A 15,153-nucleotide genomic window follows, 5' to 3' on the forward strand; every position below is an offset into this window, starting at 1 on the left:
ATGGTGTAAGGAGTGACCAAAGGAATGGACAAGGAAACGAAAGATTACTCCAAATATTTTGATTTCTCGGATGCAAAGATCATTTCTCAGGATGAGCATAGCAAGAAGATCCGCATTCGCGGACGTGAAATCAATATTATGGCGGAGCCGAATCATAGAAAAGAAAAGCAACGCGGTAAAGAGGATGTACAGGTACTGTACGATAATGCAGTTCCGGATGAGCTGAAGCATATCGGTGAGGGAAAGCATTACATCGTGTACACATTCGGTTGCCAGATGAACGAGCATGATTCCGAAACGATTAAAGGATTGCTGGAGCAAATGGGTTATCAGGCGACAGAGGATCGTAAGGAAGCGGACATCATTTTGCTGAATACATGTGCGATCCGTGAAAATGCGGAGGACAAAGTATTTGGTGAGCTGGGTCACCTCAAGCATCTCAAAACAGAGAAGCCAGGTATGCTGCTCGGCGTATGTGGTTGTATGTCGCAGGAAGAGAGTGTCGTCAACCGGATTTTGCAAAAGCACGGTTTTGTCGACATGATTTTTGGTACCCATAATATCCACCGCCTGCCGCAGCTCGTCAAGGAAGCACTCTTCAGCAAAGAAATGGTGGTCGAGGTGTGGTCCAAGGAAGGCGACATTATCGAGAACCTGCCTAAGAAGCGTGAGGGTATGCGGGCTTGGGTGAACATTATGTACGGCTGCGATAAATTTTGCACCTATTGCATTGTTCCATTCACACGCGGTAAGGAAAGAAGTCGTCGTCCCGAGGATGTTATTGCTGAGGTACGGGATTTGGCACGTCAGGGCTTTAAGGAAATTACTTTGCTGGGTCAGAATGTCAACGCCTATGGCAAGGATTTAAAGGATATGAATTACAGATTCGGGGATCTGATGGACGATATGCGTAAGATTAATATCCCACGTGTACGTTTTACAACATCACATCCGCGTGATTTTGATGACCATTTGGTTGAAGTGCTCGGTAAGGGCGGCAATTTGGTGGAGCATATCCATCTGCCTGTTCAATCCGGCAATACGGATATATTGAAGAAAATGAACCGAAAATATACACGTGAGCGCGTTCTGGAGCTGGCGGCGAAGATCAAAGCGGCTGTTCCGCATGCTTCGCTGACAACGGATATTATCGTAGGTTTTCCGGGCGAAACGGACGAACAGTTTGAAGATACCATTTCTCTCGTGCGCGAGGTCGGCTACGACTTTGCCTACACCTTTATTTATTCGCCACGTGAAGGTACACCAGCCGCGTCCATGGAAGACAATGTTCCTATGTCGGTCAAAAAAGAGCGTCTACAGCGTCTGAACAATGTGGTGAACCAAAACAGCCTTCGTTTTAACGGTAGACTGCGTGGCGAGGTGGTTGAAGTGCTGGTAGAAGGCGAGAGCAAAAATAACAGTGAAGTGCTTGCCGGTCGGACCCGTTCCAATAAGCTGGTGCATTTTGAAGGCTCCAAGGATCTGATCGGGACCTTTGTGCAGGTGAAAATTACGGAGCCTATGACCTTTTACATCAAGGGTGATTTGGTTCAAACTGCCGTGGCGGTCAACGGTTAACAAAGTAGCACAGCAAGGTTTGCATGTGGATCAAATATGAATTGCATGTACGACTGTATAAGTGAGAAAAGGAGCGATGGACAGTGACAGAGGAGCGGTTGCAACAGTCAGAGCATCAACCGGCGGCGCGCCAGCATGATCATTTGGTCAATCGCGATATGATATTGGCGAAAGCCCAAGAGTTGGCGGGTATTTTGGGCAACAGTGAGGAAGTACAGGTATTTCGTAAAGCAGAGGATAAAATCCGTGATCATCAGCGCATCCAGCAACTGATTGCAGCAATGAAGAAAAAGCAAAAGGAAATTGTGGCCTTCGAATCCTTGAAGAATCAAACCATGATTGCCAAAATAGAGGCTGAGCTTCAGGAGCTTCAGGAAGAACTTGACGGCATTCCGATTGTAACGGAGTTTCAGCAAAGTCAGGTGGAAATTAACGAGCTTCTGCAAATGGTTATCATGGCGATTCGTGATACGGTTGCCGAAAAGGTGAATGTGGAAGAGGGAAAAAGCACTTCCTCCTCCAATTGCAGTGACTAGAATAATGTATGGTGTGGAGGCTCAGCTTCCACGCCTTTTTTTCAGGAGCAACTTGTAATCATAACATATTGTATCGGACCTCAAGAGGAAATGGGGTATCATAGAAAGGATGAAAACAAGGGAATGGATATTTTGCGTAGTTTGGTAGAGGGTGAAGTAAATACATTTTGGGAGTATTTGGGCTGTGAATTGATCGAAGCTGATGCAAAAGAGGTACATATCGCTTTACAAGCTGGACCACAGCATACCAACGTGGTGGGTATTGTTCACGGTGGCGTACTCACAACATTGATGGATCAGGCGATGGGGATGGTTAGTATGGTTTCACGCAATATGGAATTATGTGTGACGACGAATCTGAACGTTCATTTTCTGTCTGCGATGAAACAAGGGCGATTGGAGGTTAAGGCACGAATTCTCCATCAAGGGGGGCGTACCATAACGACTGAGGCGGAAGTAAAGGATAGTGAAGGGATACTCGGCTGCATAGCTACAGCGACATTCCGAGTCTTTCGTAAACAGTCAGATCAATTGGGTAATGCCTAACTCTTGACAAAAGTTTTTATTATGTCATAATGAATTTATCAAAATGATATAATGTGGTGATGCCAATGGATAACGAACGTATAAACGAAGAGACGCAGAAAGCGTCATATAACATTAAGAAATACCGCACCCCCGATGGTGCTCCAGCAGATATCGTCATGTTCACCTTAACCAAGCGGGAGCGCAAGACGGTGACAAAGACGTTGCCAATCCGTGAGCTGAAGGTAATGCTTATCAAGCGTCGTAGTTGGCCGTTTGCTGGACGTTGGGCGTTGCCTGGGGGCTTTTGTCAGGAAGATGAATCCATTTACGGAGCTGCCAAGCGCGAGCTGTTAGAGGAAACCGGCGTGGATGGCGGTCATCTGGAGTATCTAGGTGTGTATAGTGGACCTGGGCGCGATCCGCGTGGGTGGATTATATCGCATGCATTTTTTGCACTGGTAGAGGAATGGATGCTGGAGCAGCGGCAAGCGGCGGATGATGCTTCCGAGGTTGGGCTGTTCACGATCCGTGAAGCGCTGGAGGAATTAGAGCTGGCGTTTGACCATCGGGACATTATTGTGGACGCCTACCGGAAGATCCAGTTGCAAATGCTCCAGACGACGATAGCCAAGCAGTTTTTGCCTCAGCATTTTACATTGGGCGAGCTGTATCAGGTCATTCAAAGTGTCGTACCGGATTTTGAAGAACCGAACTTTATTCGCAAAATAACGTCGACTCGTAGCAGACAGGGAATATTGGAAGAGGTACGGGACGAGAATGGCAAACCGCTCAGCTCCAACCAGTATTCACAGAGACCGGCACAGCTTTATCGTTTTAGTGACAGGGTGCCGCGATTGTCTATCTACACCTAATGTATGTTAGTAGGTCACGTAAAGAATGCATACTCCCCAATTTGAGGATGAAGGAGCTGACTGAACGATGAAGGCATTGATTGTTATTGATTACACGAATGATTTTGTGGATGGCAGTCTACCTGTTGGAGCACCAGCAATAGAACTGGATGAACGGATGGCAGCCATTACGCAGGCGTATGTGGATCAAGGGGAATTTGTCGTAATGGCAGTGGACCTGCATGAAGAAGATGATCTTTATCACCCGGAAAGCAAGCTGTTTCCTCCACATAATATTCGTGAAACCGGGGGACGAGATTTGTATGGCAAGCTCCATAACCTCTATGCCACACAGAGTGATTCCATCTATTGGATGGATAAAACACGATACAGCGCCTTCGCTGGCACGGATCTGGAGCTCAGGCTGCGTGAACGTGGTATTACGGAAGTTCATTTGATCGGTGTGTGTACGGATATATGTGTACTGCATACGGCTGTAGACGCTTATAACAAAGGATTTGCGATTACGGTGTACAAGGACGCTGTGGCGAGCTTTAATCAGGCTGGACATGATTGGGCTTTGGGTCATTTTCAGGGAAGTCTCGGAGCCGCCGTTTGGTCGGCTGAGGATACGATTTTACGCCAGAAGAAGTAAATTACTTAACGATTGTGTATCTATATCCGATAACAGAATGGAGTCGGATATTGCTGAATATGGATGGACAAGGCGTTACGCCGTTGCAAAACCGGGGACAGTCAGAGAGGATGATTACGATGCAGTCAACGAGCCTCGCATTACATACAGATAAATATCAGATTAATATGATGTACGCCCATTGGGTGAACGGAAGTCACAAACGCAAAGCTGTGTTTGAGGCATATTTTCGCAAGCTGCCTTTTGGCAACGGATATGCGGTGTTTGCAGGTCTGGAACGCATTGTGAATTATATTGCAAATCTGCGCTTTACAGAAGAGGATATCCGTTACCTTTCAGAGCAAGAGGAGAAGTATGATCCTATGTTTCTGGAGGCATTGCGCCAGTTTAGGTTTGGCGGAACCGTTCATTCGATGAAAGAAGGGGCACTTGTTTTCCCGAATGAGCCTCTGGTACGCGTCGAAGGAACGATTATGGAAACACAGCTGGTTGAGACAGCGTTGTTGAATTTTATGAACTACCAAACGCTGATTGCGACGAAGGCGTCGCGCATCAAGCAGGTTGCAAGCGGAGATACGCTGCTGGAATTTGGCACACGGCGGGCGCAGGAAGCAGATGCGGCGATTTGGGGAGCACGGGCAGCTTATGTAGCGGGCTTTGACGCAACTTCTAATATGCTGGCAGGTGAGCACTTTGGTATTCCGACCAAGGGAACACATGCTCATTCCTGGGTGCAGACCTTTATGAGCGAGCAGGAGGCTTTTGACGTGTATGCGAAGGTTTTACCGGATCAGGTCACACTGCTGGTGGATACCTTTGATACGCTGGAGAGTGGCGTTCCCCATGCGATTCGAACAGCGAAGATGCTGGAGAGTCAGGGTAAACGGATGAATTCGATCCGGCTGGATAGTGGCGACTTGGCTTATTTATCCATTCAGGCTCGGGAAATGCTGGATGCTGAAGGGCTGGATTACGTACAAATTGTAGCCTCCAATGATTTGGATGAAAATACAATTTTCAACTTAAAGGCCCAAGGCGCGTGTATCGATGTATGGGGTGTGGGGACGCAACTCATTACAGCTTCGGATCAACCTTCATTGGGCGGGGTTTACAAGCTGGTCGAACGGGAAGTAGAAGGCGAAATGCTGCCGACGATTAAAATTTCAGGCAATCCAGAAAAGGTATCCACACCGGGTAAGAAGGATGTATATCGTATTATAGATAAGAAGAAAGGGAGAGCTGTCGCCGATTATATTTCTTTTCCAGACGAAGACCGTCCGCGCAATGGAAAGCGGCTGAAACTCTTTAACCCGTTGCATCCGTATATGAAGAAGTATGTGGAAAATTACGAGGCAGTTCCGATGCTGGAGCCTATTTTCGTAAATGGGCAGAAAGTGTATGAACTTCCCGGGCTGGATGAAATTCGCGCATACCATACTTCCCAGCTGCAACTGTTTTGGCCGGAATATTTGCGGAAAATGAACCCGGAAATTTACCGTGTAAATCTCAGTGAAAAGGTATGGGGGCTGAAACAAAAGCTGATCGACAGCTATATGCAGCCAGAAGTGGAAGAAAAGGAATAGTTTTAAGAGGCACCCTGCAAATAATGGGGTGCCTCTTTGTGTTTCAGAGCATAAGAGGAAAATCTGTGTGTTATTTGTAAATTTCCCTCATGACATGCCGCAGCTCAGGTATAATAATGCGCTCCATCGCCAAACGGACGGCTCCACGTGAGCCTGGCATAGAAAACACGGCTGTCCGGTCGACAGTGCCAGCTACAGCACGACTCAATATCGCTGCAGAACCAATATCCTCGGCAAAGCTTAAATAACGGATGATTTCCCCAAATCCGGGCAGTTCCTTATCCAGCAGAGAGGATACGGCTTCATACGTTGTATCACGCGGGGAAATACCGGTGCCGCCTGTCAGAAGAACAGCCTCAATGTCATCGCGTTCCGCTGCTTCGGATACCAGTTGCCGGATGCCATCATAGTCGTCTTTGACGATAACATATCGGGCCACCTGATAGCCGTTCGTTTCCAACAGATCCACCAGTAGACGTCCTCCGGTATCTGTTTCCACGGTGCGGGTGTCGGAGACGGTTACAACCATGCAGCTAACCTGCTGTGGGGCCTCCCGTCGATGCTCCTCTACAGAAGATATATTCATTTGCAATGCTCACTCCTCGATCTATGGTTAGACATACTCTTTTTACAATAGAGGAATGATTGTCGGTGTGCAAGTCAGGAGCAGGCATTAGGGAGTTGTGTGATTTATCCCCTTGCACGGATGGGATGGAATATAGTACACTTCCTTACATAAGCCGGGATTTTTTGTTTGGTCAAGTTGAAAGCGTGAACAACGGTTGATTAATCTCAATTGTCGACGGGTAATAATACAGCAGGGTCAACAACAGGGAGGTAATGTATTATGAAACATTCATACCAACAATGCGTGGATGCTTGCCTGGAATGTATGAACGCTTGCAACGTCTGTTACGTGGCGAGCTTGAAGGAATATGATTTGGCTATGCTGCGCGAGTGTATTCGAGTGAGCCGGGAATGTGCAGAAATATGCGGGTTTGCTGCTCAAATGTTGGAACGCGGAACGGAATTTGCCGAGCAAATTTGTGAGCTGTGTGCCAAAGCCTGTGAAGTATGTGCTGCTGAATGCGGTAAGCACGCTCATGAGCATTGCAAGCAATGTGCAGCAGCCTGCCGCCGTTGTGTTCAGGCATGCCGCCAAATGGTGGCTGTGTAATTACATATAATCGAGCCAGCGCCTGAACAGAAAATAAAACATTGCTTTCTACAGGATAGGTTTGTATAATGATGGGAATTAACGTCTTGGAACGGGAGAGTAGCAGGGGAGCCATATCATTACAGCGAGCCGGAAAAGGTGGAAGCCGGTATGAGGCCCAACGTGAAGCGCACCCGGGAGACGGTTGTTCCAACACGGAGTTCCGTTAGTAGTTCAGCCCGGCAGACACCGTTATTTGTCATTGGAGTGAAATCGGCGATTATGCATAGTTCATTGCACAATCCGATTTACGAAGAGTGGTACCGCGGGGATATTGAAGTTCTCGTCTCTTGAATAATTCAAGAGGCGGGAGCTTTTTTTGTTAGATTCTAATGAAAAAAAGGAGAGAAAGCCATGCTGTTATCGATCGCTACTCAGGCTATTTCTGCCCATACGGGCTTGGAGGAAAAGGAGATTTCCTCTTTATTGGAGGTACCGCCACAACCGGAATGGGGGGATGTAGCGTTTCCCTGTTTTTTGCTGGCTAAAAAGTTTAGGAAGGCTCCGCAGCAAATTGCGTTGGAACTGGCGGAGGCCATAACCCGTAAGGAAGGACTGACTGCTTCGGCATCAGGAGCCTATGTCAATATAACACTGGGGCGTTCCATTCATATTCCACTGATGCTGGCTGAATTGAGCAAACCCGAATTTTTCAAGCCAGATCTCGGACACGGACAGCGGGTAGTGATTGATATGTCTTCGCCCAATATTGCCAAACCGTTTGGTATCGGCCATCTTCGTTCTACTGTCATCGGTGCTGCACTGTACCGCATTCTCGGGGAAACGGGGTATGTTCCAGTTAGTGTGAATCATTTGGGGGATTGGGGAACACAGTTTGGTAAGCAAATTGCGGCTTATAAAAGATGGGGAAATGAGGGGCAGCTACAGCAAGATCCGATTGGAGAGTCACTTAAGCTGTATGTGCGTTTTCATGAGGAAGCCGAGCATGACCCGTCTTTGGAGGACGAAGGTCGAGAATGGTTCCGTCGTCTGGAGCATGGAGATACTGAGGCTCAGCGGCTATGGGAGTTTTTTGTTGAAGTCAGCCTGCGAGAATTTGATCGCATGTACCAGCGTCTGAACATTACATTCGACCATGTACTGGGAGAGAGCTTTTACAATAATAAAATGCAGGCGGTTGTTGAACAATTAAAGACGAAAGGTTTGCTGGAAGAAAGTGACGGTGCGCTTGTGGTGCGTCTGGAGGATGAAGGGCTGCCGCCTTGTCTGATTTTGAAAAAGGATGGGACTACCATCTATCCGACACGTGACTTGGCTACGGCGATCTACCGTCATGAGGTGATGAAAGCTGATCGGTTGCTGTACGTGGTAGGTGGAGAGCAGCAGTTGCATTTCCGGCAGGTGTTTGAGGTGCTAAAGCGTGCAGGGGAGACGTGGGCGGAGCAGTGTGAGCACGTACCGTTTGGTCTGATGCGTTTTGCAGGTAAAAAAATGTCCACAAGACGCGGCAAGGTCGTGAAGCTGGAGGAGGTGCTGGATGAAGCGGTGGCCCGCGCTCTAACTATCATCACTCAGAAGAATCCCGATTTACAGGATCAACAGGAAATAGCCGAGGACGTCGGCATCGGGGCGATCATTTTTGGTGACTTAAAAAATAACCGCCTGAACGAAGTGGATTTCTCACTGGAGGATGCATTAACCTTTGAAGGTGAGACAGGGCCTTATGTACAATACACATATGCACGTATACGCAGTCTTTTGGAAAAAGCGCATGCTGGTGCTGGAACGGTGGTTGGTTCTGGTATCGACGTTCCTACAAGGGACGGTCATGCACCTGATCCAACCTATGCACTGGCTGAAATGCTGGGGGATGCAGGCTGGGCTCTGCTTAAGCAACTGGTTCGTTATCAGGGACAACTGGTACGTGCGGCTCGACAACTGGAACCTTCGGTTATCGCGAGGTTTGCGCTGGATACGGCGCAGGCGTTCAACCGCTTTTACGCCAAGGAACGGATTGTCGATGGTGGGGCGTGGCGCATTCAGTTGGCTGAACAAACTGCTGATATTTTGGCACATACGCTGCATCTTCTTGGCCTGAAAGCACCCTGTCGGATGTAGCCCAATATACCCTTTTACAATCAATTTCTGAGTATCTGAAACATTTGTTGATAGTATTGCGTCGATAAGTATAGAAGAAACATAGTAAATATGGAGGTGCATCTCATGAAAAAAAAAAAAAGCGTGACAGCAGCTTTGCTGGTGATCTGTTCGTTGGCAGTGGCTACGTCAGCTTCGGCATTTCGTGATATAAAAGGAACAGAGCAGCAGAAGATTGTAAGTTCGCTTCAGAACAAAGGTATTATTCAGGGCATCACGAAGGATAAGTTTGCGCCTGATCAATCACTTACGTATGCACAAGGGGTGCATATGGTCGTTAATGCGATGGATCTTCAGGTTATGCCGGATTTCACGACGGGTTCATTCGCAAATATTCCGTCTTCGGCATGGTATGCCAAGTCTTACCGGATTGCGGCTCAACACCAAATTCCGTTATCACCGGATATTGATCCAAGCACTCAGATGACAAGAGAACAATTCGCGAATATACTGTACAAAGCGGTTAGTGCAACCGGAGAATATCCAACAGTACGCATGTACATTAATGTGGCGGATGGCAAGAAGCTGGACCAAGATTCAAGCGAAGCGGTTCAGTTCCTGCTGTTGACCAAAATTGCTAAATTAGATGAAAAGAGCAACTTTAATCCGGAACGTAAAGTAACCCGAATGGAGGCAGCAGAGATGGTCTATCATGCATCCGAATTTGTGCAAAATCATAAACCGATTGAATCCACTCCAGAAAATCCGGCTGAGCCTTCAGATCCGGGCCAGCAAAATGGGATTAGTATGAGTGTAGAGAAGGTGAATGACCAGCAGAACAAGGTAACATTAACCCGTTTGCAGGCACCCAATCCCGGTTACGGCATTGAAGTGGATCATATCGACTACGTAGATGACGCCAATGCAGTAATTTACTATAAATTTACAAGTCCAAAGCCGGGGGAAATGAATATCCAGGTCATTACGGATACCCATACAAGTACACTGGTGGACAGCAAGTATAAAGTTACGATTAAGGCGGTAGAGGGAACTGTGTTTCCTCCTACAGGATCAGGCACCTCGGTAGCCCAATAATACTTGTAGCGTACACACGAAACAACTATTTAGAAATAGCAAAACAGCAAGCCTCCTTTGTATTGATCCGGAGACTTGCTGTTTTTTTATGCATGCTTTGTGTGCTTACTTTATGCGCTTCCGCCAGCCAAGCCGGGTTCGTTTTGACCTGTGCCCGGTTTCTGCAAGGAGCTGGTACCTGCTCGGGTACCGGCTTTTCCAGAAGTGGCAGCTCCTGCTGGTACAGCAGTTTGCTCTGCAAGTAAAGCTTCTTGTTCCGACGATGCACTAGAGGATGCATTTGTATCTGTTCCCGCCGTTCCTGACTGGAGCTGATACATCTGGAAGTAGCGACCACCCTGAGCCATAAGCTCGTCATGGTTGCCTCGCTCGACAATCTCACCCCGATGCAGTACCAGAATTTGGTCCGCACTGCGGATGGTCGACAGGCGGTGAGCAATGATGAAGGTAGTACGTCCCTTCTTGAGCACCTCCAGCGCAGATTGGATAAGCGCCTCAGTTTCGGTATCAATATTGGCGGTAGCTTCATCGAGAATCAGAATAGCCGGATCAAAGGCCAACGCGCGGGCGAAGGAAATGAGCTGACGCTGCCCGGCTGATAAAGTACTTCCTTTTTCGATCACTGGCTCGTCAAAGCCTTGCGGCAAGTGGGCCAACAGTTTGTCAGCCCCGACATCACACAGTGCTTTGTTCACCTGTTCTCTGGTAATCCGGCTGTCTCCCAGACTGACATTGGAGGCTACTGTACCTGTAAACAAATATGGATCTTGAAGAACGATTCCCATATGATGGCGTAGCCACTGCTTCGGAATGTCCTTGACAGAGGTTCCGTCAATGGTGATCGTTCCTTTTTGCGGATCATAAAACCGGAACAGCAGGTTAATAATTGAGCTTTTGCCTGATCCGGTATGTCCGACGAGAGCAACCGTTTGGCCGGGATGTGCAGTAAAGGAAATATGCTTAAGGACAGCATCCTTTTTGTAGGCAAAGGTTACGTCGTCAAACTCCACCAGACCTTTGTAACGCGGCATCGTGCCGTCTGTTACCAGTTCTCCAGTTTCATCCATCAGTTCAAATACCCGTCCCGAGGATACGATGGAAGCATCCAGCACCGCAAGCTGGTTGACCATACCAGTCATCGGTTGGAACAGTCGTCCCAGTACATCGACGAAAGCGTATAGTACGCCTAGTGATACAGCACTGCCTGTCGTGCCAAGCGCCTCGGCTCCGAAATACCACAACACCACGGCAAAGGCGAGATTTCTCAGCACATTGACCAGATTGTGTGAAGTGAAGGCGTTCAAATTCAGCATTTTATTCTGATGCTTCATATAATCATCGTTCAGTTCTTCAAACTCATGTTGCGTTTGTTTCTGGTGCCGGAACACGCGAATAATGGACATACCTTGAATAGATTCATTGATAATCGCATTAATCTCACTGAGCCGGGACCGAATGATCGTATTAAAGCGGGTGGCGACCTTGCGGTACAGCACAATCCACAAGATCAGCAGCGGTACAATGAACAGAGAGATCAGACCCAGTCTGAAGTCCAGCAAAAAGAGTGCGACATATACACCGGCCATCGTGACAATACCTGAAGTGAAGTTCGACAGTACGGCCACGAATAAATCTTTTACCGCTTCTGTGTCATTCGTAACACGGGATACGACCTTACCTGCGGGCAGATTGTCAAAAAAGTAAACTGGCAACCGTTGAATGTGTGCGTAGAGGTCAAGCCGAAGCTTTTGAATGACCTTGTTGGCCGAGGATTGCAGCCAGTACGTTTTGCCAAATTCGGCAAAGATCGAAATGACCAGAAAGAAGCAATACCAGCCAATCAGTTGAAAGATACCGGGCATTTCCGGTTTGTAAAAGCTATACAGCTCATCGGCTGTCAAAGCCTTGGCATCATAGCGAAAGGTGCCGGAGCCGCGTGTCACCGTCAGCGTGCCGTTCGCAAAGGAGCGGTTACCGTCAGCCACCTGCACCGAGCCATCAATAAATACGAAGGATTTGCCGACTTGTAAAATCCTCGCTTCACGCCCTTTGGCCTCCCCGGTCTCAAAGCGGTCTTCACGCTTGAAATGGGTTCCGGCATAGCTTACGGTGCTGTCCACGCTAGTTGTCTCGTAAAATGGTTTTTCAATAGCGAGCATATGGTCGTCGATCATCGTTTTGGCGATGAAGGGTCCGGCCAGCTCGGCGGCTACCCCGATAGTCAATGCGATGAGTGCCGCGATAAAGCCAGCTTTGCTCGTCAGGGCATACTGGAATAGTCTTTTGCCGATATTGGATTTCATTAGGAAACCTCCCCTGAGGTCAGAACAGATTCCACTTGCTGCCGTTCATACTGTTGACGGTACCATCCATCTGCCTGAAGCAGCTCGCTGTGGGTTCCTTCCTCAATAATGCGTCCTTGCTCCAGCACGACGATCCGGTCTGCATGTTCTACAGCCGAGAGACGGTGAGTGGAGATCAGAGTTGTTTTACCCGAGCGCTTACGCCGGATATTGTCAATAATACGTGCTTCTGTTCGAGCATCAACCGCGGACAGTGCATCGTCTAGCACCAGAATATCGGGATCGCCGATAAAGGCGCGTGCCAGCGAAACACGTTGCTTCTGCCCGCCGGACAGTGCTATGCCTTTTTCTCCGACGAGTGTGTCCAGTCCATCGGACAGGGTGCCTAAATCCTGATCAAAGGCTGCGGTACGGATCGCTTCCATGATATCGTCATCATCTGCACGCGGTTTACCGAACTGGATGTTCTCACGCACTGATTTGGAAAACAGAATTTGCTCCTGTGGCACGTAGCCGATCCAGCTGTGCAGTTGTTCAACAGCAATGTCCTCCAGCCGAGTGCCAGAGATTAAAATGTCACCGCTGCCCGTCGGGTATTCATGCAGTAGCTGTTTGAGCAGGGTGGATTTCCCGCTGCCTGTTCGGCCGACGACACCCAGTGTTTCCCCACGTTTCAGCTCCAAATTCACATGTAACAGATTGTCAACAGATGAGGTTGGATAGCGGAAGGTAACATCTTTCATCGTAATGGACTCGGGGTGGTTAACCGTTACAGGCTGAGCTGCATTCTGTACGTCCGGCTCCATATGGAGAGTTTCGTTCACCCGATCGAGGGAAGCGCTACCGCGCTGCATAATGTTGATCAGTTCGCCAATGGCAAACATCGGCCAAATCATCATCCCCAGATACATGTTAAAGGATACCAGCTCGCCCAGTGTAATATCGTTATGAAATACCAAATAAATACCATAGCCAAGTCCGATCACATAGCTAAGCCCTACGCATAAGCGGATCGTTGGTTCGAAGAGAGCGTCCATTCGGGCGACCGCTAGATTTTTGCGAAATACGTCATCGGTAATATCGGCGAACCGTTTTTCATCCATCCGTTCCTGTACATAGGCGCGGATAACCCGGATACCTGCCACGGATTCCAGCACCTGGTCGTTCATATCGCCAAATGCATCCTGTGCCAGCGTGTAGCGCTCGTGAACGGCTTTGCCGTAAATGCTCATTGCCAGTGCGATGAATGGCAGCGGCAGGACCGCCGCCAGTGTCAGCTTCCAGCTAATCAGGGTACCCATGGCGACTAGCACGACGCTCAGGTAAACTGTGGAGTCCGTTAGCGTCAGCATGCCAAAGCCCGCAGTACTAGCGACGGAGCGAAGGTCGTTCGTAGCACGAGCCATCAGGTCACCCGTACGATTGCGCTCAAAAAATGGAGGTGTCATCCGCAGCAGATGATTCATAAAGCGTGTGCGCAACAGGCGCTCCACCAGATTTGCACCCCCAAACAGCTTGTGCATCCATATGTACGTAATGTAGTAGATGACGGCAATAATGCCAAAAATGAAAAAAATATAACGCCAGAGCGAGGACCATGAAATTGAACCGCGTACGATCTCATCAATAGCGTTGCCTAGCAGCCAAGGAGGAGCCAGCTCCAAAACGCCAACGGCGATCAGCATAAACAGCCCAATCGAGTACCGGCTTCGTTCTCTTTTAAAAAACCAGCTTAAATTTTTGAGTACCGAAAACAAGAGGAATCCCATCCTTTCATGTAAAGCTCATGCGAGAGTTGTTGTACCATTTTGAATAAACAATAAGGCTTGCTACCACTAGCTTCAATCCGGTAACAGGCGCAAAAAAGGCATACCGTCCGCAGACGATATGCCTTAAATCTCAATATCATATGGCGCGCAGGTATATTCAGCACACTCACCGCTGAAAAACTGCTCAAACGCAGGCAGCCACTCGTATTAAACCATACAACGTGAATGGCCCAATTCAGAAGGATGTGTCAGGGGAGATGCTCCGGTATGAAGTTGTTGTGTTTGTAGAGTTGGGTAAAAGGCGAGATGAATGTTTAGCATCGGTAGCACTCCTTTCTTCTTTGAATTGGATTCATTCTGAACATTTGAGTAATCGTTCAATTTGGTAATTAATTTCAAAATGGATCTCGTATGGTTGAATCTTAACACCGTCTTTTGTGAATTGTCAAACCTTTTTCAAAAAAATGTATATCGCTCGCTGGAGATTTTCACTTGAGTAAGGGGTGGTTGGTGGTCATTCTAAATCATGCTATGATATAGTTAACAGGATGTAATTGTACAAGGAGATGAGCTAACGCATGAGCATACAGGTAACTGAACCAGCGGCACAGTGGTACATCAAGGAGCTTGGTCTGAACCGTGGAGATACGATCCGTTTTTTTGCCCGCTATAGTTCGGGCGGCGGGTTACATCCGGGCTTTTCTCTGGGAATTGCCGTAGAGCCTCCGCAGCACCCCGTATTACAACATGAAGCGGCTGGCATTACGTTTTATATGGAGGATCAGGATTACTGGTACTTGAAGGGGCATCATCTGGAAGTGAAGTATCTGGAGGAACATGACGACATTATTTACACGTATGCCGAGGAAGAGCAGTCTTAAAGCTCTAACGTTAGAAATAGCGTGTAGGTTAACCGTTTAGGGACATGAAAAAGCGGCGGGGTATCGCATTACAGGGGTTTAACCTGTGTGATACTCCGCC

13 protein-coding genes and 1 other annotated feature are annotated in these 15,153 nt (G+C 48.1%); of the genes, 10 read left to right on the forward strand and 3 right to left on the reverse strand.

Going from position 1 to position 15,153, the window contains the following annotated elements; translation table 11 throughout:
- Positions 1 to 24: 24 nt before the first annotated feature.
- The 6 genes from miaB (at position 25) to ACIFO6_RS23410 (ending at position 5,731) form a co-directional block, all read left to right on the forward strand.
- Complete coding sequence (gene miaB / locus ACIFO6_RS23385; RefSeq protein WP_430044370.1) at positions 25 to 1,578, forward strand: tRNA (N6-isopentenyl adenosine(37)-C2)-methylthiotransferase MiaB; 1,554 nt, start codon at positions 25 to 27, stop codon at positions 1,576 to 1,578.
- Positions 1,579 to 1,661: 83 nt separating this feature from the next.
- Complete coding sequence (locus tag ACIFO6_RS23390; RefSeq protein WP_044644809.1) at positions 1,662 to 2,114, forward strand: RicAFT regulatory complex protein RicA family protein; 453 nt, start codon at positions 1,662 to 1,664, stop codon at positions 2,112 to 2,114.
- Positions 2,115 to 2,237: 123 nt separating this feature from the next.
- Complete coding sequence (locus ACIFO6_RS23395; protein ID WP_430044412.1) at positions 2,238 to 2,660, forward strand: PaaI family thioesterase; 423 nt, start codon at positions 2,238 to 2,240, stop codon at positions 2,658 to 2,660.
- Positions 2,661 to 2,725: 65 nt separating this feature from the next.
- Complete coding sequence (locus tag ACIFO6_RS23400; protein WP_430044372.1) at positions 2,726 to 3,514, forward strand: NUDIX domain-containing protein; 789 nt, start codon at positions 2,726 to 2,728, stop codon at positions 3,512 to 3,514.
- A gap of 67 nt (positions 3,515 to 3,581) precedes the next feature.
- Positions 3,582 to 4,148 (forward strand): cysteine hydrolase family protein, encoded by a 567-nt coding sequence (locus ACIFO6_RS23405; protein WP_430044373.1) that lies wholly within the window; start codon positions 3,582 to 3,584, stop codon positions 4,146 to 4,148.
- A gap of 119 nt (positions 4,149 to 4,267) precedes the next feature.
- A complete protein-coding gene (locus tag ACIFO6_RS23410) occupies positions 4,268 to 5,731 on the forward strand; it encodes a nicotinate phosphoribosyltransferase (protein ID WP_430044414.1) in 1,464 nt (487 codons plus the stop codon).
- Positions 5,732 to 5,801: 70 nt separating this feature from the next.
- Here the strand turns inward: ACIFO6_RS23410 and ACIFO6_RS23415 are convergent, their stop codons facing one another.
- Complete coding sequence (locus tag ACIFO6_RS23415) at positions 5,802 to 6,317, reverse strand: MogA/MoaB family molybdenum cofactor biosynthesis protein (RefSeq protein ID WP_430044375.1); 516 nt, start codon at positions 6,315 to 6,317, stop codon at positions 5,802 to 5,804.
- Between the two features lie 261 nt (positions 6,318 to 6,578).
- Here ACIFO6_RS23415 and ACIFO6_RS23420 point away from each other — a divergent pair, with 261 nt between their 5' ends.
- The 3 genes from ACIFO6_RS23420 (at position 6,579) to ACIFO6_RS23430 (ending at position 10,100) form a co-directional block, all read left to right on the forward strand.
- Entirely contained in the window at positions 6,579 to 6,908 is a 330-nt protein-coding gene (locus tag ACIFO6_RS23420; protein ID WP_283655681.1) for a four-helix bundle copper-binding protein, read from the forward strand.
- 78 nt (positions 6,909 to 6,986) lie between these two features.
- Positions 6,987 to 7,241 (forward strand) — a binding site (T-box leader).
- Between the two features lie 60 nt (positions 7,242 to 7,301).
- Positions 7,302 to 9,026, forward strand: a complete 1,725-nt coding sequence (gene argS, locus ACIFO6_RS23425; RefSeq protein WP_430044377.1) for an arginine--tRNA ligase — start codon at positions 7,302 to 7,304, stop codon at positions 9,024 to 9,026.
- Positions 9,027 to 9,131: 105 nt separating this feature from the next.
- A complete protein-coding gene (locus ACIFO6_RS23430) occupies positions 9,132 to 10,100 on the forward strand; it encodes an S-layer homology domain-containing protein (protein ID WP_430044378.1) in 969 nt (322 codons plus the stop codon).
- Positions 10,101 to 10,210: 110 nt separating this feature from the next.
- Here the strand turns inward: ACIFO6_RS23430 and ACIFO6_RS23435 are convergent, their stop codons facing one another.
- Together ACIFO6_RS23435 and ACIFO6_RS23440 are read right to left on the reverse strand one after the other, a co-directional pair.
- Positions 10,211 to 12,403 (reverse strand): ABC transporter ATP-binding protein, encoded by a 2,193-nt coding sequence (locus tag ACIFO6_RS23435; protein WP_430044380.1) that lies wholly within the window; start codon positions 12,401 to 12,403, stop codon positions 10,211 to 10,213.
- The gene (locus ACIFO6_RS23440) at positions 12,403 to 14,160 is read right to left on the reverse strand and encodes an ABC transporter ATP-binding protein (RefSeq protein WP_430044381.1); all 1,758 of its coding nucleotides are present in this window, start codon (positions 14,158 to 14,160) and stop codon (positions 12,403 to 12,405) included. Before ACIFO6_RS23440 ends, ACIFO6_RS23435 begins: the two co-directional genes overlap by 1 nt.
- A gap of 590 nt (positions 14,161 to 14,750) precedes the next feature.
- Here ACIFO6_RS23440 and ACIFO6_RS23445 point away from each other — a divergent pair.
- Positions 14,751 to 15,053: a HesB/YadR/YfhF family protein gene (locus ACIFO6_RS23445; protein WP_014281172.1), complete on the forward strand. Its 303-nt coding sequence runs from the start codon at positions 14,751 to 14,753 to the stop codon at positions 15,051 to 15,053.
- The last annotated feature ends 100 nt before the right edge of the window (positions 15,054 to 15,153 follow it).

Source organism: Paenibacillus sp. NRS-1781, assembly GCF_050467745.1.
In the GTDB taxonomy this organism is placed as follows: domain Bacteria; phylum Bacillota; class Bacilli; order Paenibacillales; family Paenibacillaceae; genus Paenibacillus; species Paenibacillus terrae_A.